Annotated in this window: 22 protein-coding genes; 8 read left to right on the top strand and 14 right to left on the bottom strand. The window is 71.8% G+C overall.

The window, feature by feature from the left end; genetic code table 11:
• The first annotated feature begins 41 nt into the window (after positions 1–41).
• The 3 genes from MMA15_RS04620 (at position 42) to MMA15_RS04630 (ending at position 3,177) form a co-directional block, all read left to right on the top strand.
• Complete coding sequence (locus MMA15_RS04620) at positions 42–926, top strand: ribokinase (protein WP_241062988.1); 885 nt, start codon at positions 42–44, stop codon at positions 924–926.
• Positions 923–2,155 (top strand): CaiB/BaiF CoA transferase family protein, encoded by a 1,233-nt coding sequence (locus MMA15_RS04625; RefSeq protein ID WP_241057689.1) that lies wholly within the window; start codon positions 923–925, stop codon positions 2,153–2,155. The genes MMA15_RS04620 and MMA15_RS04625 overlap by 4 nt, the downstream gene beginning before the upstream one ends.
• 65 nt (positions 2,156–2,220) lie before the next feature.
• Positions 2,221–3,177, top strand: coding sequence for an HpcH/HpaI aldolase/citrate lyase family protein (locus MMA15_RS04630; protein WP_372498319.1), 957 nt, complete (start codon positions 2,221–2,223; stop codon positions 3,175–3,177).
• A gap of 110 nt (positions 3,178–3,287) precedes the next feature.
• Here the strand turns inward: MMA15_RS04630 and lgt are convergent, their stop codons facing one another.
• The 11 genes from lgt to hisI form a co-directional block, all read right to left on the bottom strand.
• The gene (gene lgt, locus MMA15_RS04635; protein WP_241057690.1) at positions 3,288–4,295 is read right to left on the bottom strand and encodes a prolipoprotein diacylglyceryl transferase; all 1,008 of its coding nucleotides are present in this window, start codon (positions 4,293–4,295) and stop codon (positions 3,288–3,290) included.
• 289 nt (positions 4,296–4,584) lie between these two features.
• Entirely contained in the window at positions 4,585–5,361 is a 777-nt protein-coding gene (locus MMA15_RS04640) for a DsbA family protein (protein ID WP_308290504.1), read from the bottom strand.
• A 117-nt stretch (positions 5,362–5,478) separates the two neighbouring features.
• On the bottom strand, positions 5,479–6,381 hold the full coding sequence (gene trpA, locus MMA15_RS04645) for a tryptophan synthase subunit alpha (RefSeq protein WP_277400770.1): 903 nt from the start codon (positions 6,379–6,381) through the stop codon (positions 5,479–5,481).
• 5 nt (positions 6,382–6,386) lie between these two features.
• On the bottom strand, positions 6,387–7,622 hold the full coding sequence (trpB, locus tag MMA15_RS04650; protein WP_241057692.1) for a tryptophan synthase subunit beta: 1,236 nt from the start codon (positions 7,620–7,622) through the stop codon (positions 6,387–6,389).
• A 301-nt stretch (positions 7,623–7,923) separates the two neighbouring features.
• Positions 7,924–8,133 (bottom strand): tryptophan biosynthesis modulator TrpM, encoded by a 210-nt coding sequence (gene trpM / locus MMA15_RS04655; protein WP_241057693.1) that lies wholly within the window; start codon positions 8,131–8,133, stop codon positions 7,924–7,926.
• 6 nt (positions 8,134–8,139) lie between these two features.
• Complete coding sequence (gene trpC, locus MMA15_RS04660) at positions 8,140–8,955, bottom strand: indole-3-glycerol phosphate synthase TrpC (protein ID WP_241057694.1); 816 nt, start codon at positions 8,953–8,955, stop codon at positions 8,140–8,142.
• 212 nt (positions 8,956–9,167) lie between these two features.
• Entirely contained in the window at positions 9,168–9,557 is a 390-nt protein-coding gene (locus MMA15_RS04665) for a DUF2752 domain-containing protein (protein ID WP_372498178.1), read from the bottom strand.
• A gap of 44 nt (positions 9,558–9,601) precedes the next feature.
• On the bottom strand, positions 9,602–9,862 hold the full coding sequence (locus MMA15_RS04670; protein ID WP_241057696.1) for an HGxxPAAW family protein: 261 nt from the start codon (positions 9,860–9,862) through the stop codon (positions 9,602–9,604).
• A 193-nt stretch (positions 9,863–10,055) separates the two neighbouring features.
• A complete protein-coding gene (locus MMA15_RS04675) occupies positions 10,056–10,853 on the bottom strand; it encodes a TIGR02234 family membrane protein (protein WP_308290505.1) in 798 nt (265 codons plus the stop codon).
• Entirely contained in the window at positions 10,850–12,469 is a 1,620-nt protein-coding gene (locus tag MMA15_RS04680) for an anthranilate synthase component I (protein WP_241057697.1), read from the bottom strand. The genes MMA15_RS04675 and MMA15_RS04680 overlap by 4 nt, the downstream gene beginning before the upstream one ends.
• Positions 12,470–12,490: 21 nt before the next feature.
• On the bottom strand, positions 12,491–12,922 hold the full coding sequence (hisI, locus tag MMA15_RS04685) for a phosphoribosyl-AMP cyclohydrolase (RefSeq protein WP_241057698.1): 432 nt from the start codon (positions 12,920–12,922) through the stop codon (positions 12,491–12,493).
• A 235-nt stretch (positions 12,923–13,157) separates the two neighbouring features.
• Here hisI and MMA15_RS04690 point away from each other — a divergent pair, with 235 nt between their 5' ends.
• The 5 genes from MMA15_RS04690 to MMA15_RS04710 all read left to right on the top strand — a co-directional run bounded on the left by MMA15_RS04690 (position 13,158) and on the right by MMA15_RS04710 (position 18,475).
• Positions 13,158–14,159: a fatty acid desaturase gene (locus tag MMA15_RS04690; RefSeq protein ID WP_241057699.1), complete on the top strand. Its 1,002-nt coding sequence runs from the start codon at positions 13,158–13,160 to the stop codon at positions 14,157–14,159.
• 309 nt (positions 14,160–14,468) lie between these two features.
• Entirely contained in the window at positions 14,469–16,058 is a 1,590-nt protein-coding gene (locus MMA15_RS04695) for a xylulokinase (RefSeq protein WP_241057700.1), read from the top strand.
• A 115-nt stretch (positions 16,059–16,173) separates the two neighbouring features.
• Positions 16,174–16,503, top strand: coding sequence for a non-heme iron oxygenase ferredoxin subunit (locus tag MMA15_RS04700; protein ID WP_241057701.1), 330 nt, complete (start codon positions 16,174–16,176; stop codon positions 16,501–16,503).
• 2 nt (positions 16,504–16,505) lie between these two features.
• Positions 16,506–17,783 (top strand): LysR substrate-binding domain-containing protein, encoded by a 1,278-nt coding sequence (locus MMA15_RS04705; protein WP_241057702.1) that lies wholly within the window; start codon positions 16,506–16,508, stop codon positions 17,781–17,783.
• Between the two features lie 59 nt (positions 17,784–17,842).
• Entirely contained in the window at positions 17,843–18,475 is a 633-nt protein-coding gene (locus tag MMA15_RS04710; protein ID WP_241057703.1) for a TIGR03085 family metal-binding protein, read from the top strand.
• A gap of 123 nt (positions 18,476–18,598) precedes the next feature.
• Here the strand turns inward: MMA15_RS04710 and MMA15_RS04715 are convergent, their stop codons facing one another.
• The 3 genes from MMA15_RS04715 to MMA15_RS27795 are packed head-to-tail and all read right to left on the bottom strand — an operon-like array spanning position 18,599 to position 19,783.
• Complete coding sequence (locus MMA15_RS04715) at positions 18,599–19,189, bottom strand: nitrile hydratase subunit alpha (RefSeq protein WP_241057705.1); 591 nt, start codon at positions 19,187–19,189, stop codon at positions 18,599–18,601.
• On the bottom strand, positions 19,186–19,521 hold the full coding sequence (locus MMA15_RS27790; RefSeq protein ID WP_277400022.1) for an SH3-like domain-containing protein: 336 nt from the start codon (positions 19,519–19,521) through the stop codon (positions 19,186–19,188). The genes MMA15_RS04715 and MMA15_RS27790 overlap by 4 nt, the downstream gene beginning before the upstream one ends.
• Entirely contained in the window at positions 19,514–19,783 is a 270-nt protein-coding gene (locus MMA15_RS27795) for an SH3-like domain-containing protein (RefSeq protein ID WP_277400023.1), read from the bottom strand. The genes MMA15_RS27790 and MMA15_RS27795 overlap by 8 nt, the downstream gene beginning before the upstream one ends.
• Positions 19,784–20,470: the final 687 nt, after the last annotated feature.

A 20,470-nucleotide genomic window follows, 5' to 3' on the forward strand; every position in this document is an offset into this window, starting at 1 on the left:
CCCTGCCACGACCGGCGATCGCCGTGCTGGGCAGCACCAACATGGACCTCGTCGCCTACGTCGAGACCGCACCCCGCCGGGGCGAGACCGTCACCGGCCGCGCCTTCCGTACCGTCCCCGGCGGCAAGGGCGCCAACCAGGCGGTCGCCGCCGCCCGTTCGGGCGGTTCCGTCTCGATGATCGGAGCCGTCGGCGAGGACGACTTCGGCGTGCGGCTGCGCGCCTCGCTGGCCGACGCGGGCGTGGACACGACCGGGCTGCGCACCGTCGAGGGTGAGAGCGGCACCGCCCACATCGTCGTCGACGACGACGGCGGCAACGCGATCGTCGTCGTGCCCGGCGCCAACGGCACCGTCGACGGCCTCGCCGACGGCGACGAACAGCGCATCGCCGCCGCCGACGCCCTCCTCCTCCAACTGGAGATCCCGCTCCCCGGTGTGATCGCCGCGGCCCGCACCGCCTGGGAACACGGCGTGAGCGTCGTCCTCACCCCCGCGCCCGCCCGTCCGCTGCCGTCCGAACTCCTCGCCGTCACCGGGCTGTTGGTGCCCAACGAACACGAGGCCGCCGTGCTCACCGGCAAATCCGACCCACGTGACGCCGCCGCCTCGCTGCTGGCCCACGTACCCGAGGTGGTCGTGACGCTCGGCGAGAAGGGCTCCCTCTACGCCGTACGGGACGCGGAACCGCTGTGGATTCCCGCACCCCGGGTGAAGGCCGAGGACACGACCGCCGCCGGTGACACCTTCGTCGGCGCGCTGGCCGTCGCCCGCGGCGAAGGCCGTGCCATGCCCGACGCGCTGACCTGGGCGTCCGCGGCGTCCGCCCTGTCCGTACAGCGGCCGGGCGCGTCCGCGTCCATGCCGTACCGCACCGAGACCGACGCCTTCGCCGCCACGCTCAACGGAAGCCGGACGCCCTCATGAACCAAGCGCCTCGCCCGCCGCATGCGGACTCCGCCCGCCCGCGGCCCGGCCCGCTCGACGGGCTCCGCGTGCTCGACCTCGCGACGCTCTTCGCGGGCCCGCTCGCCGCCACCATGCTCGGCGACTTCGGCGCGGACGTCATCAAGGTCGAGCATCCGCGCCGTCCCGACCCGTCCCGTGGCCACGGCCCCGCCAAGGACGGCGTCGGCCTGTGGTGGAAGCTGCTGGGCCGCAACAAGCGCAACGTCACCCTCGACCTGTCGACGCCCGGCGGCCATGACGTGCTGCTGCGCCTGGCCGCCCGCTCGGACGTCGTCATCGAGAACTTCCGCCCCGGCACCCTGGAGAAGTGGGACCTGGGCTGGGACCGGCTCTCGGCCGCCAACCCCCGGCTGGTGCTCGCGAGGGTCACCGGCTTCGGGCAGTTCGGCCCGTACGCGCGGCGCCCCGGCTTCGGCACCCTCGCCGAGGCCATGACCGGATTCGCCGCGATCACCGGCGAACCGGACGGCCCGCCGACGCTGCCGCCGTTCGGTCTCGCCGACTCCATCGCCGCACTGGCCACGTCGTACGCGGTCATGGCGGCGCTGCGCGGCAGGGAGTCGACCGGCCGAGGGCAGGTCGTCGACATGTCCATCATCGAGCCGATGCTCATCGCGCTCGGCCCGCAGCCCCTCTGGTACGACCAACTCGGCTATGTACAGCCCCGTATGGGCAACCGCTCCGCCAACAACGCGCCCCGGAACACCTATCGCACTGCGGACGGCGCCTGGCTGGCCGTCTCGACGTCCGCGCAGTCGGTGGCGGAGCGCGTGCTGAGGCTCGTCGGGCGCCCGGAGTTCATCGACGAGCCGTGGTTCGCGTCGGGCGCGGGACGCGCGGCGCACGCCGACGAGCTGGACGAGGCGGTCGGCGGCTGGATCGCACGGCACGGCCGCGACGAGGTCGTCGCCGCGTTCGAGCAGGCCGAGGCGGCCGTGGCGACGGTCAACGACATCCGGGGCGTGATGGAGGACGAGCAGTTCCGTGCGCTGGGCTCCGTCACCGAGGTCGAGGACGAGGAACTGGGCACCGTACGCATGCAGAACGTCCTCTTCCGGCTCTCGGAGACGCCCGGCGCGATCAAGTGGGCGGGCCGGGCGCACGGCCGCGACACGGACGCCGTTCTCGCCGAACTCGGCCTGGACGAACGGGAGATCGCCACGCTGCGGGAGGGCGGCGCACTGTGAACGGCGGCAGGCTGAGCGACACCGCCGACGGAGCGCACGGGAGTCAGAGCCGAGGCCCGCACGAGGTGCCGGGCGGAGGCCCGCACGAGGTCGCGCCCGAAGGCGCCCAGGGTCCGGAGTCGTTTCCGCTGACCTGGCTCTACGCTCCGGGCGACCGTCCTGAAGTGGTACGCAAGGCCCTCACGTCCGGTGCCGATGTGGTGATCGTCGACTTGGAGGACGCGGTCGCCTCCGAGCGCAAGGCGTACGCACTGCACGCCACGGCCGGCCTTCTCGCACGGCCGCGTCCCGGGCCGCCCGTGCATGTGCGGATCAACGCGCTGGACGGGCCGCTCGCCGCCGACGAGGTGCGTGCCCTCGCCGGGCTGCCGGGGCTGGCGGGCCTGCGGCTGCCGAAGGTCGACGGTCCGGAGGACGTGCTGCGAGTCGCACGGTGGGCGAGGGAGGCCCGTGGGGAGGGGGCGGGAGCGCAGGCGGATGCGCTCACGGGCGCGGGCGCGGGATCGCCGGGCGTCGGCTCCGGCGTGGGCGTACCCCCGCTGTACGCGCTGCTCGAATCCGCCCTCGGCATCGAGAACGCCTTCGCGATCGCCACCGCGCATCCGTCCGTACGCGGCATCGCGCTCGGTGAGGCCGATCTGCGCGCGGTGCTCGGCGTGACCGGCGAGGCGGGGCTGGCCTGGCCGCGCAGCCGCACGGTGGTCGCGGCACGCGCCGCCGGTCTCGCTCCCCCACCGCAGTCCGTCTATCCGGACGTCGCCGACATCGCGGGCCTGGCCCGATCGTGCGCCGAGGGACGGGCGCTGGGCTTCTGCGGACGTACGGCTGTCCATCCGTCCCAGTTGGCGATCATCGAGCGGGCGTATCTGCCCACACGCCAGGAGACCGAGGCCGCGGAGGAGGTCGTGAAGGCGGCGGCGAGCAGAGCGGGCGCGCTGGCGCTCCCTGACGGGAGGTTCGTCGACGCGGCGGTCGTCGCTGGCGCCCGGCGCACGCTGGCACTGGCGAGGCGTCGCGGCTGACCGCGAGGAGACAGGGCGATAGGAACGCCGGAGTCCCTACGTCAACTCGGGCTCTCGGCCGCCAGATTGAACCGCCGGTCGTCAGATCGAACTCTCGGACGTCTCAGACGTCAGCTTGAACTCTCCGGCGCGGAGACGGCCGACGGCGCTCCGCCGTCGCTCCCGTCGCCGCCCTTGCTCCCGGCTTCCTCGGGGGAAGCAGGAGACGCGGCGGAAGCACCGGCCTTGTGCTTCCTGCCGCCCAAGCGACCGGAGCCGCCGGAACCACCGGCAGACGAACCGTCACCGGCGGCCTCCGGCTCGACGATCTTCTCCCTGCCCGGCCGGGTCTTCGCGGAGATCACGATGCCGACGACGGCACCGACGAAGACGAGGATCGACGTCCAGTCGTTGAGCCGCAGCCCGGCGATGTGGTGGGCGTCGTCGACGCGCAGATACTCGACCCAGAAGCGGCCGACGGTGTACGACGCGACGTAGAGGCCCAGCGCACGGCCGTGCCCCAGCTTGAAGCGGCGGTCGGCCCAGATCACCAGGAACCCCACGCCCACGCACCACAGGGACTCGTAGAGGAACGTCGGGTGGTAGGTCGCCAGGCTGGGGGTGTCGACGGGCCGGTGCTGGGCGTCGATCTCGACCGCCCAGGGGAGATCCGTGGCCCGCCCGTACAGCTCCTGGTTGAACCAGTTGCCCCAGCGGCCGATCGCCTGCGCGAACGCCACCCCGGGGGCCACCGCGTCCGCGTACGCGGGAAGCGGGATGCCGCGCCTGCGGCACCCGATCCAGGCACCCAGGGCGCCGAGGGCGACCGCGCCCCAGATGCCGAGCCCGCCGTCCCAGATCTTGAAGGCGTCGACCCAGTTGCGGCCCTCGCCGAAGTAGAGCTGGTAGTCGGTGACGACGTGGTAGAGACGCCCGCCCACCAGGCCGAACGGCACGGCCCACACGGCGATGTCGGCGACGGTGCCGACCCGGCCGCCCCGCTCGACCCAGCGGCGGCCGCCGAGCCATACGGCGACGAAGACGCCGATGATGATGCAGAAGGCGTAGCCGCGCAGCGGCACCGGACCGAGATGGATCTCGCCGGCCGAGGGGCTGGGAATGAATGCAAGGATCTCCATGGCGGTCCCGACGCTACATTGCCCGGCCTCGCCATCGGCAATGCACCCTGTGCAACAGCTCCATAACGGCCGATCGGCTCAGGCCCCTGACCGGTGCCTATCCGCCAGGCCCGGCCCACCGGCCGGGCCCCCGCGACCTGCACCGCTGCGGGCGCCCGCCGGAACGAGACGTTCACCACAGAAGCGGCCGCGGAGCAGGCGGTCCGGTGGGGTACGGGGCAGGCCGGGGCGGACCGGTGGCCGGAGGCCGGGCGGGCGCGGCGGGCGGCCCGGCCCCGGCTGGACGGCGTCAGTCCGCCGACTCGACCTTCTCCCTCAGCGACGCCGGGGTCAGCGGCTCACTGCGTCCGTAGATGTTCTCCCCGTCGAGCAGCACGGTGGGAGTCGACTGATGGCCCGACTTCTTGAAGGCGGCGGCGGTCTTCTTCACCCAGCCGTCGTGCTCACCGCCGTCGACGCACTCACGGAAGCGCGGGCCGTCCAGTCCGTCCACCTTCCCGGCCAGCTCGATGAGCCGCTTCGTACTGCCGAAGGCGTCCTTCTGCTCGGGCGGCTGATGCCGGTAGAGCACGTCGTGGAACTGGCGGAACCTGCCCTCGTCCTCCGCGCACGCGGCCGCGTTGGCCGCACGGCGGGAGCCCTTGCCGCCGAGGTTGTCGTCGATGATCGTGACGAGGTGGTAGTCGGTCCTGAGCTTGCCGCGCTTCTCCAGGCCCCGGATCGTGTTACGGAACCGGTTCTCGAACTGGCCGCAGGCCGGGCAGCGGAAGTCCTCGTAGACGGTGAGCTGCGCGGGAGCGTTCCGCTTGCCCACGGCGATCCCCTTCGCGTCGTCCTTGTGTCGTCCGCTCTTCGCGGTCTGCTGCGCGACGAGGGCGGCGACTCCGGTGCCCACGGCCAGCAGCGCCACCACGGCGCCCGCGACCTTGAGCTGACGGCCGAGCCGCTGCACCGAGCGCTCCCGTTCCCGCGAGGCCCTCATGCGTTGCGTCGCGGTGCGCCGGCCCTCGCTGCCTTCGCTGCCTTCCCGGTCCCGGCGTTCTTCGTTCTTCTTCTGGCTCTTCACACCGTGAGCCAACGAACAAGAGCCCGTACCGCCTGCGCGACCGCCCCGCGTTTCGCCCGAAAGAGCGAGACGCGGGGCGGTACGCAACTCGGCGAGGAACGCCTGTGCCCAACTGCCTTACGGGGACCGGCGCGTGGGCCTCCGCCGTACCCCCTCGGCCAGTTCGGCGGCGAGCGTACGGATCTCGTCCAGCCCGGAACGGAGATCGTCCGGGTGCGCCAGCAGCCGCTTGACGAAGGCCGATCCCACGATCACGCCGTCCGCGAAGGCGGCGACCTCCTCCGCCTGTGCGGCGTTGGAGACCCCGAGCCCTACACACACGGGCAGCCGCGTCGTCTCCCGCGTACGGGCCACGAGTCGCTGTGCCTCCCGGCCCACCGACTCCCTGGTGCCGGTGACGCCCATCAGCGACGCGGCGTAGACGAAGCCGCTGCCCGCGGCGGTGATCCTGGCCAGCCGCTCGTCCTTGCTGCTGGGCGCGACGACGAACACCGTGGCCAGCCCGTGCTGTTCGGCCGCCTTGCGCCAGCCCTCGGACTCCTCCACCGGGAGGTCGGGCAGGATGCAGCCCGCGCCGCCCGCCTCGGCGAGTTCGGCGGCGAAGCGCTCGACGCCGTAGCGGTCGACCGGGTTCCAGTACGTCATGCACAGCACCGGCTTGCCCGTGGCCGCGTGTGCGTCGCGCACGGTGCGCACGACGTCGGCGATGCGGACGCCGCCGCGCAGCGCGATGTCGTCGGCGGTCTGGATGACGGGGCCGTCCAGCACTGGGTCGCTGTGCGGCAGACCCACCTCGACGATGTCGCAGCCGCTCTCCAGCAGCGCGACGCACGCCTCGATTCCGCCGTCGACGGTCGGGAACCCGGCGGGCAGATAGCCGACGAGCGCCGCCCTGTCCTCCTCGCGCGCCCGCGCCAGCACGGAGTCCAGCAGCTCGATGCCGCCGGTGCGCGAGCCGGGGCCGTCGGTGCGTGAGCCGGGACCGTTCTGCGCCGTGGTCGCCTCCGTGCCGCTGCTCATGTCGCTCACAGGTCCGCCCCCTCGTCGTAGAGCCCGAAGTAACGCGCGGCGGTGTCCATGTCCTTGTCGCCGCGTCCGGAAAGATTCACCAGGATCAGCCCCTCGGGCCCCAGCTCACGCCCCAACTCCAGCGCACCGGCGAGCGCGTGAGCGCTCTCGATGGCCGGGATGATGCCTTCCGACTCCGACAGCAGCCGCAGTGCGCGCATCGCCTCGTCGTCCGTGACGGGCCGGTACTCGCCGCGTCCGGACTGCTTCAGATACGCGTGCTCGGGCCCGATCCCCGGGTAGTCCAGCCCGGCCGAGATCGAGTACGGCTCGGTGATCTGACCCTCGTCGTCCTGGAGTACGTAGCTGCGCGAGCCGTGCAGGATGCCGGGCTCGCCCACGGAGAGCGTGGCCGCGTGCTCGCCGGAGTCGACCCCGTGCCCTGCCGCTTCGAGGCCGACGAGCCGTACGTCCTCGTCGCCGAGGAACGCGTGGAAGAGCCCGATCGCGTTGGAGCCGCCGCCGACGCACGCCGCGACGGCGTCCGGCAGCCGCCCGGCCCGCTCCAGGATCTGACGGCGTGCCTCCACGCCGATCACGCGGTGGAAGTCCCGTACGAGCTGCGGGAAGGGGTGCGGTCCGGCGACCGTGCCGAAGAGGTAGTGGGTGCGGTCGACGTTGGCGACCCAGTCGCGGAACGCCTCGTTGATGGCGTCCTTGAGGGTGCGGCTGCCGGAGGCGACGGGCACGACCTCGGCGCCGAGCATCCGCATGCGCGCCACGTTCAGCGCCTGGCGGCGGGTGTCGATCTCGCCCATGTAGACGGTGCATTCGAGGCCGAAGAGGGCGCAGGCCGTGGCGGTGGCCACGCCGTGCTGCCCGGCGCCGGTCTCGGCGATGACACGGGTCTTGCCCATGCGCTTGGTCAGCAGGGCCTGCCCGAGCACGTTGTTGATCTTGTGGGAGCCGGTGTGGTTGAGGTCTTCGCGCTTGAGGAAGACCCGGGCGCCGCCTGCCTGTTCGGCGAAGCGCGGCACCTCGGTCAGGGGGCTGGGCCGACCGGTGTAGTTGACCATCAGGTCTTCGAGTTCGGCCGTGAAGACCGGGTCGGCCTTGGCCTTCTCGTACTCGACGGCCACTTCGTCGACGGCGGCGACGAGCGCCTCCGGAATGAACTTGCCGCCGAAGGCGCCGAAATAACCGCCGGAGTCGGGGACTCGGCCTTCGGGGTCGGGGACAAAGAAGTCGGACATCCGACGTGCTCCTTGTGAAGTACAGGTGTGCGGAAGCAGATACGCGAAGGTGCGTGCGTTGTTCCTGGGCGTGGGTACGGGCGCAACTGAGGCGCCGCGCCCACCGCGCCCGCGCCGACGTCGCCCGCCGCTCGTCACCCGTGTCGCCGCGTACGGCCGAAGACCTGCGGTGACGGAATCAACTCCCGTACCGCATCGGCGACTTCGCCCGAACTTCGGCGACTCAAGGACCGACGGGACTGACGGGCCCGCCCGTCGGCCCCCGTCTCGGCGGGCGGGGACGGCGACAGACGTATGGCGCTCAGCGGACGTGTGGGGCGCGGGCGCCCGTACGCCATCGCCTGCCGTTGATCTGCCCTGGCTCACAGCCGATGTGGTAGCGCACCCGCCTTCCGTGCACCCGCCGTGCCGGCGCCCGGCAGCCGCGAGGCCGGCAGCCGCGCGCCAGCGCCGCATGGGGGCAGCGCGCCGCGGGCCGGCGTTCACGGACGGCGGTCGTGCGGGGGCCCATGGGAGTTCAGCCCCTACCGTGCCCGTGCCGCAGCGCCGGGTGCGCACCTGCCGCGACGAGGTCCGCGACGGCCGACTTGGGGTCCTTGCCGGTGACGAGCGATTCGCCGACGAGCACGGCGTCGGCTCCGTCGTTGGCGTAGGCGATCAGGTCGTGCGGCCCACGGACGCCGGACTCGGCGATCTTGACGATGTGGTCGGGGATGTCGGGGGCGATGCGGGCGAAGTTGCCGCGGTCCACCTCGAGCGTCTTGAGATTACGCGCATTGATCCCCACGATCCGGGCCCCGGCGTCCAGCGCACGCTGGGCCTCCTCCTCGTCGTGCGCCTCGACGAGCGGGGTCAGCCCGATCGACTCGGCACGCTCGATCAGCGAGACCAGCGCCTCCTGCTCCAGCGCGGCGACGATCAGCAGCACCAGGTCGGCGCCGTGCGCACGCGCCTCCCAGAGCTGATACGAGGAGAAGACGAAGTCCTTGCGCAGCACCGGGACGTCGACCTTGGCCCGCACCGCTTCGAGGTCCGCGAGCGAGCCGCCGAAGCGCCGCTGCTCGGTGAGTACGGAGATGACCGCCGCGCCGCCCGTCTCGTAGTCCACGGCGAGTGCGGCCGGGTCGGCGATCGCCGCGAGGGCGCCCTTGGAGGGGCTGGAGCGCTTCACCTCGCAGATGACCCTGACGTCCTCGCCCTTCAGCGCGGCCACGCCGTCCTTCGCGGGACGCCCCGCGGCGGCGCGCTCCTTGAGCTCGTCGAGGCTGACGCGGGCCTGCCGCTCGGCAAGGTCCTCACGCACCCCTTCGATGATCTCGTCGAGCACACTCACCGAGCGGCCTCCTTCGGGTCGGGTACGGGCTCCTCGCGGCGGGCGGAGGAATGGTCAGATCGGGCACTGCGATGCTATCGGGCGGGAGCCGGAGGACTCGCATCCGCCCGTCTTGAATCCCACATTCCGGACAAACCGCCTCCGGCTCCGTTGCCGTGACGCCGCTCGTATCGGCTCGGGACGTTGGTGCTTTCCGGCTCGCTGCCCGGACTTCAGGGCGCGAGCGCCGCTCCCGCCGGCAGGTTCCGTACGACGGTGAAGGCGAGCGCGAGCACGCCCAGGGCCCACCAGTGCGAGGTACGCAGCGGCACCGTCACCGGCCGGGCCCGAAGCACCCGCACCACCCAATGAACCATGAACAGCGCGAAGACGCCGAAGGCGGCCACCGCCAGGGCGTTCGCACCGAGAGCGCCCGCGAGGTCGCCGTGCACGAGGGCGTGAGCGCAGCGGAGCCCGCCGCAGCCGGGGCAGTAGAGGCCGGTGAAGCGCAGCAGCGGGCAGACCGGATAGTGGCCGGGCTCACCCGGGTCAACGGCTCCCACATACGCGAAGGCCGCGCCGACGGCCACGAGCGTGCCGGCCGGCGCGGCGAGACGGGACACCGGGATCGCGGTCCGGCGCCCCGCTGGTGCGGGCTCGTGCCCGCTCAGGACGACTGCTCCTGCGGCCGGCCCTGGGCGCGTGCGCTGCCGGAGGTGCCGGACGTGCCGGACGCCTTCGGCTGGCCGAGGCCCGCGGCCTTCATCAGCAGGCCGACGACGCCGCCGCCGACCGCCACGACGAGGCCGGCCACGAAGCCGATCGGCTGGGCCAGCACCGTGCAGATGCCGGAGATGCAGAAGCCGACGAAGCTGATCGTCACGCCCGTCCACGCGGCCAGGGTGTGACCGTGGCTGTTGCCCGCCATGTGTGTGCTCCTCGTAAGTTCAACCGAATGGGCCACCGGCCCGCTCGCCCACCATTGTTCCCCCTGTCCCGCCGGGACGCCGAGCCAGGGGTGCACTGGGCGCCCGGCGGGGCTCAACTCCCGCCCCGGCGCTGCTGTTTCGCCACGCCGGGCGTCGTCGCTTACGGGGCGGGCGGGGCGCTTGCCCGCGTGCTCAGGGCGCGTCCCCCGTGGGGTCCTCGCCGCGGTCGAGGGCCTTCCACATCTCCTCGGGACGGCCGGGGTCGGCCGCCGTCGCGGCGCCGCGTGGCCCTGGACGGCGGCGGCGCGGCACCCGCTCGTTCCTCTCGTAGCGTGCGCTGCCCGACATCGACGGCCACGCCGTCCCGTATCGCAGCGCCAGTACGCCCGCGATCAGCAGCAGCGCACCGCCTGTCGCAGAGAGGTACGGCCAGGCGCTGACGTGCACCGCGTCGACGCCGGTGCGGGCGAGACCGCTCGCCTTGGCCGCCTTCTCCTCCAGCGCCGCGCTGTCGTCGGCGGTGAGGAGTGCGGCGGCGAGGGTGCCCGTACCGCAGAGGGCGAGCAGCGCGGCGACGAGGACCCGGCCCGCCCGCTTGACCGCGAACACCGCGACGAGGGCGGCGAGTCCGACGAGCGCGAGGGCGCTGGGCAGGCCGGTGACGTCGCCGCCCTTGGCCTTCACGGGAAGCTCGCCCTGTGCGAACGACGCCGTGGCGTGGCTCCACACCTGGCCACCGGCGAGCAGCACGAGGGCGGCACCTGCCGCTCCGCACAGCAGCGCGAACGCGAGGGCGCGGCGGGCGGCACGCGCGCCCGGCCGTGCGGGAGCGCCCGTGGAAGCGGCCGTGGAAGCGGCCTGCTCCGCACGGCGTTCGGCGGCCGGACCTGTCGCTCCCCCGGTCTCCACACCGGTCTCGTCGCCGGTCTGATCGCCGGTCTCCTCGCCGTGCGGGGCGTCCGAGGAGCGTGCCTTTGGTACGGAAGTCACCCGTCCACGCTACCGCCGAGCCTTTCGGCCGAGGCGACCGCCCTGAGGACCGCTGCGGCCTTGTTCCTGCACTCCGTGTCCTCGGCCGCGGGGTCCGAGTCGGCGACGACGCCCGCCCCGGCCTGCACATACGCGGTGCCCTCGCGCAGCAGTGCCGTACGGATCGCGATGGCCATGTCGGCGTCCCCGGCGAAGTCGAGATAGCCGGCGCAGCCGCCGTAGACGCCGCGGCGGGTCGGCTCCAGTTCTTCGATGATCTGCAAGGCGCGCGGCTTGGGAGCGCCGGAGAGCGTCCCGGCGGGGAAGCATGCGGTGAGCGCGTCGAAGGCCGTGCGCCCGTGGGCGAGCCGACCGGTCACGGTGGAGACGATGTGCATGACGTGGCTGTAGCGCTCGATCGACATGAAGTCGACGACCTCGACGCTGCCCGGCTCGCAGACCTTGCCCAGGTCGTTGCGGCCGAGGTCGACGAGCATCAGATGCTCGGCGCGCTCCTTGGGGTCGGCGAGGAGTTCGTCGGCCAGCGCCGTGTCCTCCTGCGGGGTGTGGCCTCGGGGCCTGGTGCCTGCGATGGGGTGCATCATCGCCTGCCCGTCCTCGACCTTGACCAGGGCCTCCGGGCTCGAACCGACGACGTCGAAGCCGCCGTCGCGCTCCGGGGTGCCGTCCCCGTCGGCCGTGTCCGCGAAGCGGAACAGATACATGTACGGGCTGGGGTTGGTCGCCCTCAGCACCCGGTAGACGTCGAGTGCGCTCGCGCGGCACTCGGCCTCGAAGCGCTGGGAGGGCACGACCTGGAACGCCTCGCCCGCGCGGATGCGTTCCTTGATGTCCTCCACCCACGCCCGGTACATCGCGCCGCCCGAGCGTGCCGTGAACTCCGGGAGCCGGGACGGCGGGAGCACCGCGGGCGCCGCGGGCACCGGGCGCGCCAGGTCGGCGGCCATCGCGTCCAGCCGTGCGACGGCGTCCTCGTACGCCTCGTCGACGCCGGTGTCGAGGTCGTTGTGGTTGATGGCGTTGGCGATGAGCATCACCGTGCCGTCGCGGTGGTCGAGTACGGCCAGGTCCGAGGCGAGGAGCATCGTCAGCTCGGGCAGCCGGAGGTCGTCGACCGTGCCGCTTCCCCTCTGTTCGCCCTCGCCGTCGCCGTCACCGGCGTTGCCGTCGCCGTCGCCCTCGGGGCCGTCCGCGCTGATCTTCTCCAGCCTTCGCACGATGTCGTAGCCGAGGTAGCCGACCATGCCGCCGGTGAACGGCGGCAGGTCGGAGTCCTCATGGAGGTCGCGCGGGGTGTGCAGGGCCTCGACCGTCTCGCGCAGGGCGGTCAGCGGATCGCCGCCGACGGGCACTCCCACGGGCGGCGCGCCCAGCCAGTGCGCGCGGCCTTCGCGCACCGTGAGCGTCGCCGCGCTGCGCACGCCGATGAAGGAGTACCGCGACCAAGTCCGGCCGTTCTCCGCCGACTCCAGCAGAAAAGTGCCGGGGCGTTCACCGGCGAGCTTGCGGTAGAGCGCGATGGGGGTGTCGCCGTCGACGAGCAGGCGCCGGGTCACGGGGATGACGCGGCGGTCCTTCGCGAGCGTGCGGAATGTGTCGAGGTCCGGAGTCGTCATGATCGGTGACCTTACTGTCCGTCAGCCCTCGTCGGCTTGCGGACCGGAGGGCGGTACGGAGTGCGTCCCGGAGCGCGCTCCGGCGGGCGGCGCCTCGACCGGCAGCCCGCCCGCGTCGAAGCAGGTACGGTCGCCGGTGTGGCAGGCCCCGCCGGTCTGGTCGACCTTGACGAGCACCGTGTCGCCGTCGCAGTCGAGGGCCACGGAACGTACGTGCTGGACGTGCCCGGAGGTGTCGCCCTTGACCCAGTACTCCTGGCGGCTGCGGCTGAAGTAGGTCGCGCGCCCGGTGGTGAGGGTCCGGTGCAGCGCCTCGTCGTCCATCCATCCCAGCATCAGCACCTCGCCCGTGTCGTACTGCTGGGCTACGGCGGGGAAAAGGCCGTGCGCGTCGCGCTTGAGGCGAGCGGCGATCTCGGGGGCGAGCGAGGTCGCGGAGGTTCGTGCGGGCATGCGGCCCATTCTCGCGCATGCGGCGGGCGAACGTGCACGTGGTGTGCGTACCTGCTTCCGGTGTGCGTGCCTGCTTCGCGAGGCATTCCCGGGCGGCCCGGCACGGAGCCGTTCATGGAGCGGGGTATAGAGCGGATCTATGCCGGTTCTTTGTTTTTTCTATTCGACACCGCGGGCCTTTTTCGCTCATCGTATGGCTGGGACTTCACCGCTGGAGACGGGAGGAGTACGGCCTATGACACCGACGCCGGGCCACGGCGAGACGGACCCCTGGGCGAAGCCGGTGAAACCGCCTCTTCCACGCAAGGAGCTCAAAGGACTCCAGCGGCGGCGCAACGGCCCCGCACTGCGGCACATGGCCGGGCACCTGGCGACCGGAGCGGCCACCACGGGCCTCATCGCGTGGAGTTGGGGGACGTACTGGATGATCCCCGCGATGTTCGCGCAGGGGATCGTGGTGGTTTTCCTCTTCGCTCCCATGCATGAGTGCACACACGGCACGGCTTTCCGTACGCGGCGGCTGAACAGCGCGGTGGCGGCATTCTGCGGTGTGCTGATGATGCGGCCCGCGCTTTATTTCCGTTACCGTCACGCCGCTCACCATTCCTACACACAGGACCCGGAGCGCGACCCCGATCTGGTGGCGATGCCGGACGGTGTCTCCGGATATCTCGGCGAGGTTTTCGGAATGGAATTCTGGCCGAAGGTCGCGGGCACCCTGTACCGGAGCTGCACGGGGCGCTTCAACGACCGCGAGCGGTTCTTCCTCCCGGAGTCCGAACGGCCCCGTGTGGTGCGGGAGGCCCGGCTGATGGTCGGCCTCTACGCGGCCGTGGCCACCGTATGCGGCGTGACGGGGACATGGCCGGGACTGCTGGCGTTCTGGCTGCTGCCGAGGATCGTGGCCGAGCCCGCGCTGCGCCTCGTGAGGATGGCCGAGCACACCGGCATGGCCGAGGGCGCGGACCCGCTCACCAACACCCGGACCACGCTCACCAATCCGCTGGTGCGGTTCCTGTACTGGAACATGCCCTTCCACGCGGAGCACCATCTGGCGCCCTCCGTTCCCTTTCACAGCCTTCGGCAGTTGCACAGGGCGCTGCCCGGCGCCCCCGGGGAGCGGCCGTACGTCGTGAGCAAGGGGTACGTACGGGCCCACCGCGACATCGTCGGCAACCTCGGCAACGGGTCCGGTTCGACCGTGCCGACCAGCACGTCCGCAGCGGTGACCGGCTGACCCCGGGGCCCGTTCCGTTCCGGTGGCGGGGCCCGATACGGGGCGGGCCCGATCCGGGTGCCGCCGGCACGGGAAGCCCCCGGGCGCACACCGTCCCGCGCGGGCGCTCCATGCGGCGCGGCGGCCTGGCCTCGCCGCCGCGCCGCGTGCGGTGCGCGACGCTCCGTTCCGGTCCGGTCCGCCGCCGTCCGCCTGCGGCCTTACGTGTCCGAACTCCCCTGCCGTACGGGGAAGTCCGCACTCCCCCTGCCCGTCCGCACATCACCCCCGACTCCGCTCCCCGACTCCCGCGATGCAAAGGAGCATCCGTTGTCCGGACACCTCACGCTCGGCATCGACATCGGCACCACCAACGTCAAGGCGTGCGTCCTCGACACCGCGGAGGGCCGGGTCGTGGCCTCCGCCGCGGCCGAACACCCGCTGCACCACCCGCACCCCGGCTGGGCCGAGCAGGACCCCGACGACTACTGGCGTGCCGTCTCCTCCTGCATCGCCCGCTGCCTGAACGACTGTCCGGGCCCGGCCTCCGACGTGGCGGCGGTGTCCGTCTCGGGCCTGGTCGGCGTGACCCTCCCCGTCGACCGCGACGGACGGCCGCTGCGCCGGGCGATGATCTGGATGGACAGCCGCTCGCAGCGCGAGTGCGAGGAGATACGCGAACAGGTCGGCGAGGACCGCATCAAGGCCGTCAACGGCAACCGGGTCGCACCCTGGTTCATCGAGCCGAAGGCGATGTGGCTGCGCCGCCACGAGCCGGAGGTCTACGCCGCGATCCACAAGCTGCTCTCCCCGGCCGGCTACTGCACCCTGCGCCTGAGCGGCGAATACGCGATGAACCACGGCGACGCCGGGCTGTTCTACCCGTACGAGCACCGACGCTCGCGCTGGGACCACTCCCTCACGGAGGCGCTCGGCCTCTCCCCCGGCGTCTATCCGGACATCCACCCCTCGGACACGGTCATCGGGGCGGTCACCTCGCGGGCGGCCCGCGAGACCGGACTGCGCGAGGGCACGGCCGTGGTGGCGGGCGGCACCGACATCGGCGCGGCCGCCCTCGGCGCCGGAGCCATCGAGACCGGGCAGGCGTACTACTCGATGGGCACCGGTTCCAATCTGGGCGTCGTAGTGCCCCGGGAGGAGCTGCCGGAGGAGTACCGCATCCTCAAGTGGCCCCACGTCATCGACGGGTTGACGCTCTTCGACGCGCCGATGGCCTTCACGGGCGCCTCGCTGAAGTGGTTCCGCGACAAGTTCGCCGACCCCGAGAGCGCGCTCGCCGAACGTATGGGACGCAACGTCTTCGATCTGGTGACGGCGCAGGCCGAGCGCATCACGCCGGGCGCCGACGGGCTGCTGTACCTGCCGTACCTCGGCAACTCCCTCTCGCCGCGCTGGGACGGGAACGCCTGCGGGGTCTTCTTCGGGATGCAGCCGTTCACCAGCCGCGCCCATGTGATCAGGGCGCTGATCGAGGGCGTCGCCTTCGACCTCTACTCAAACGTGCGCATCGCCGAGGCCGGCGGCGCGGACTTCCCCGAACTCGTGCTCAACGGCGGCCCGACGAAGAGCGCCCTGTGGAACCAGATCACCGCGAACGTCACCGGCAGGCGGCTGCTGATCCCGGACGTTGACGAGGCCGCGCCGCTCGGCGACGCCGTCGTGGCCGCTTCGGGCGCCGGACTGTACGACGACATGCGCGAGCCGATGAAGGACCTCGCCCCCGTACGGGACGTAGTGGAACCCGATCCCGAACTCCACGCCATGTACGCCGACTTCTTCGAACTGTGGTCCCGGATCTACGACGACCTCGCACCCAGCATGAGCCGCCACCACGCCCTGGTGGAGCGCTACAGCGACCCGGAGCCCAGCGTCGTCAGCGGTGCGGGCGGCGGCAGTTGACGCGGACGTACGGGCGAGAGCGGCCGACGAGGACGGCCGGCGGCGCCGACGGGAACGCATCGGCGACGGCAGGCGGACCGAGCGCGTCCGGCGAGACGAGCGGAAGCGGAGCGACATGGTGAGCGGACCCGAACCGGGCTGGTACGCCCTGACCGACGCCCGCGAGGTGGAGGAGGACGACTGCGTACGCGTGACCCTGCACGGGCGTGCGTACGCCGTCTTCAACGTCGCGGGGGACTACTACGTGACCGACGACTGCTGCACCCACCAGGAGGCGTCGCTGTCGGAGGGGTACGTGCAGGACGACACCGTCGAATGCCCGCGCCACCAGGGCGTCTTCCACATACCGACGGGCAAGGCCATGGGCCCGCCGCTGACCCGGCCCTTGCGCGTGTATCCGGCACGGGTCGACGATGGAAAGGTCTGGGCCCGCGTCTCGGAGTAGGGGTGACGGAGCTGATGTCCGAGTCCGTCGCCGCACCCGGAACGACCTCCGCACCCGGAACGACCTCCGCACCGGGAACGACCTCCGCGCCCAACTCCGCCGATTCGGTAACCGACGCCGCGCCCGGGGCCGTTGAGCCCGGGGCCGTTGAGGCCGGGGCCGTTGAGCCCGGGGCCGGTACGGGACGAGCCGACACGGGACGAGCCGATACGGCCGGGGGCCGGGCGCAGCATCGCGAGGCCGGGCCGGAGCCCGCGGACAGCGCCGCCGGGCAGCCCGACGCGCTGCCGTACGTCAGCTTCAACCAGCTCCGCTCCTTTCACGCAGTGGCCGTCGCCGGAAGCATCACCGCGGCGGCCTCGCTGCTGCATGTGAGCCAGCCGACGGTGACGGTCCAACTCCGCCAGCTCGAAGCCCACTACGGCGTCGAACTGGTGCGCCGTACGCCCCGCAGCTTCCAACTCACCGACCTGGGCGAGTCCCTGTACACCATCACCAGACAGCTCTTCGCCCTGGAGGGCGAGGCGGTGGAGCTGCTGAACTCGGCGGGCAGCACCCTGCGGGGCAGGCTCCGCGTGGGCGGTGTGGCGCCGTACTTCGTGATGCGGCTGCTGTCGGCCTTCAACCGGGCACACCCAGGCGTCGACCTCTCCCTCCAACTCGACAACTCCGCAACGGTCGTTCGCAGGCTCACAGGCCGGGAGATCGATGTGGGCATCGTCGGCCAGACCACCCTGGACAGCCGCCTGCACGCGCTGCCCTACAGCAGACAGGACGTGGTCCTCTTCTGCCGGGACGACCATCCCTGGGCGGGGCGCGACGGCGTCCGGCTCGCCGAACTCGCCGACGCCGCACTGGTGTTGCGCGAGAAGGGCTCGACTTGCCGGCTCACACTGGAGCAGGCGCTACAGGAACGCGGCGTCGTTCCCCGGGTCACCCTGGAGGTGTGCCGCGAGGGCGTGCGGGAGGCCGTCGTCGCGGGTTTCGGTGTGGGCATCACCACTGAGATCGAATACGTGCCTGACAGCCGCACCCGCATGCTGCGCATCCTCGACGCCGACATCTTCACCGAAGCGTTCGCGGTGTGCCTGCGTGAGCGCCGTACGTACTCGGTGATCCGCGCGTTCATGGCGACCGCCGAGGAGTTCTTCGACCGGGGTCCGCGGGAGGCCGGAGCACGGAAGGCATCGAAGGCACCGCGGACGCCGAGCACAACGAGGACGCCGAGGACCCCACGGGTCTCCGAAGCCCTCGGAGAACGCGGGGAGTCAGGGGAATAGCGCCCGCGCCGGGGCGTGAATCGGCGCTACGGCGGGCCCGCCGCCGTACCCTTGGCCACATGTCCACCCATGCCAAGCGTGAACGCCTCATTCTGGCGGATCTGTTGGAGAGCGGCGGCCCCGAGGCCCCCACCCTGTGCGACGGATGGAAGGCCCGCGACCTCGCCGCGCACGTGGTGGTGCGCGAGCGCCGCGCGGACGCCGCCGGCGGGATACTGCTCAAGTCGCTCGCCCCACGGCTCGAACGGGTGCAAGGCGAGTTCACCGCCAAGCCCTACGAGGAGCTGATCCAGCTCATCCGCACGGGTCCGCCGCGCATGTCCCCGTACGCGCTGAAGCAGGTCGACGAGGCCGCCAACACCGTCGAGTTCTACGTGCACGCGGAAGACGTCCGCCGCGCGGTGCCCGACTGGACGCCGCGCGAACTGGACGCCGTCTTCCAGAACGCGCTGTGGAAGCGCCTGGAGACCATGGCACGCGTCTTCGGCCGCAAGTCGCCCGTGGGACTCGTGCTGCGCCGCCCCGACGGCCAGACCGCCGTCACCCGCAAGGGCACACCCGTGGTGACGGTCACCGGCGAGCCCAACGAACTGGTGCTGTACGTATCTGGCCGCCAGCGGGTCGCGGTGGTCGAGGAGGAGGGCGAGAAGGAGGCCGTGGCGCGGGTCCACGACGCGTCGTTGGGACTCTGAGCGGTACGGGGAGCCGGGGGCCTGGGCGGAGCGCCACCCCGGCCCCCGTTGCTGCGCGGGCCCGCTCGCTGCCCGCGCTGCCCGTAGCGCTGCCCGCTCAAGTACAGCCGCCCGTACGGGACTTCAGACGGCCGCCGTACCGATGAGCCCTTCCCTCGTCACAAGCTGCGCCAGCTCATCCTCGCTCAACTCGCCTGTCCCGTCGGGCCGTTGCGGCAGCACCATGTAGCGGCTCTCCGCGCTGGAGTCCCAGACCGTGATCTCCTGCCCGCCGGGAACGTCGAGGCCGAACTCGGTGAGCACGGCACGCGGTTCACGTACCACGCGCGAGCGGTACGCCTCGCTCTTGTACCAGGAAGGGGACGGCCCGAGCAGCGCCACCGGATAGCACGAACACAGCGTGCAGACCAGCACGTTGTGGCGTTCCGGGGTGTTCGCCACGACCTTCAGGCGCTGCTCCTGGAGACCGCCCGCCATGGAGAGACCCAACTCGGGAAGGGCTGCGTTTGCGTCGGCCAGCAGCCGCTCGCGGAACCCGGCGTCGCACCAGGCATGCGCCACGACACGGGCGCCGTTGAGCGGTGACGCCCCGTCGAGGACCGCGCTGAGGACGGCGTCCAGTTCGTCGTCGGTCACAAGCCCCTGCTCGATCAGCCGCTCCTCCAGTCGGCGCACCCGCGCCGCGACGGGGTTGCCGGTGTGCGTACCGCTCATGACGCGGCCTTTCCGTGAGGCTCCAGATACGACTGCCACAGATCCAGCGTCACCTCGTGGTCGCCCTCGCCCCACAGCTCACGCGCGGCGAACGCCACGGTGTAGACGGGTTCGACGCGAGGCTCCACATCCGGCTCGGCCCGCCTTCGTGCTACATCGTCGGCGAGCGGCCAGGTCCCGGTGACGGCGACGATCCGGCCGGTGCATCCGCGTGCGTATCGCGGCAGGCGCGTATGCCGGTCGGGGTCGAGGGCACGAGTACGGACCCGGTCGCCCGGCGCGAAGCGGGCAGCGGCGGCTTGGGCGGCGGCCTCGGCGGCGGGCTCAGTCATCTTTGCCACCGCTCGGCCCGGCGGTCAGCTCCTCGATCGCGTGGAGCCAGCGCTCGTAGTACGAGGCGGCCAAGTACGCCTGCGGAGGCATGCGTTCGATGGCGTCACGGAACTCGTCGAGGGTGTACGCGCCCCGCCGCACCAGCGCGGTGTTCAGCGCATAGACCCGTGCCTCCCAGTCGGCGTGGAAGACCGGTTCGTTCTCCTCGGGCACGACGGACCCGAAGCCCGTCTGCCCGCCGACGTCGTTCACCCTGCTCATACGCCGCACCCTAAGCGCGCTCACGGGCTGCGGGAACCGCCCGGCACCGGCGTGCCGGGGTCCGGACGGGTGCCGGTCCCGGGTGGCGGGGATACGGCACGACGTCGCGGCTGTTGCCATCACCCGAAGCCGAAGCCGAAGCCGAAGCCGGAGTCGGAATCGGAATCGGAGACGGAGACACTCGCGGACATGACCGGCCCCCGACGATCCTGTAGGAGGCAAGCGGATGCGCCCAGACGGGAGGCGGCTCGGTCGACTCCCCTCCCCCGGCCGCCACTTGACCGCCCGCCAGAGGAAACCGCGGAAAGGGACGAATTCGCGCTTTCCTCCCGGCTTCGCGCTTTCTTCCCGTCAGGCCCGGGACCGGCTACGCCCGCCGTCGGGGAAACGTATTCGACGCTGACAAAAGCGGCCCGCGCGGCGGGGGTTCGTTTGCCCTCTTCATGGCATGTCATCAGGTCTTGCGGAGCGCTGTGGCACGCGGCGCGGGTACTCGCTCAACTTCTCCTGTCCGTCGTCTTGAATTCAATGACCGCTGCCGTATCTTGACGTACCACCGGAGTCGCCCCGCTTCGATTGCGCCAAGTGCACCGACCATGGGCACAGGTTCGGCCTGTCCGTTCGAACGGAGCCCTGATGATTTCAGCCATTCGTGACTTGGTGACAGGTCCATCCCGCGGGCGGCGT

This window comes from Streptomyces marispadix, assembly GCF_022524345.1.
In the GTDB taxonomy this organism is placed as follows: domain Bacteria; phylum Actinomycetota; class Actinomycetes; order Streptomycetales; family Streptomycetaceae; genus Streptomyces; species Streptomyces marispadix.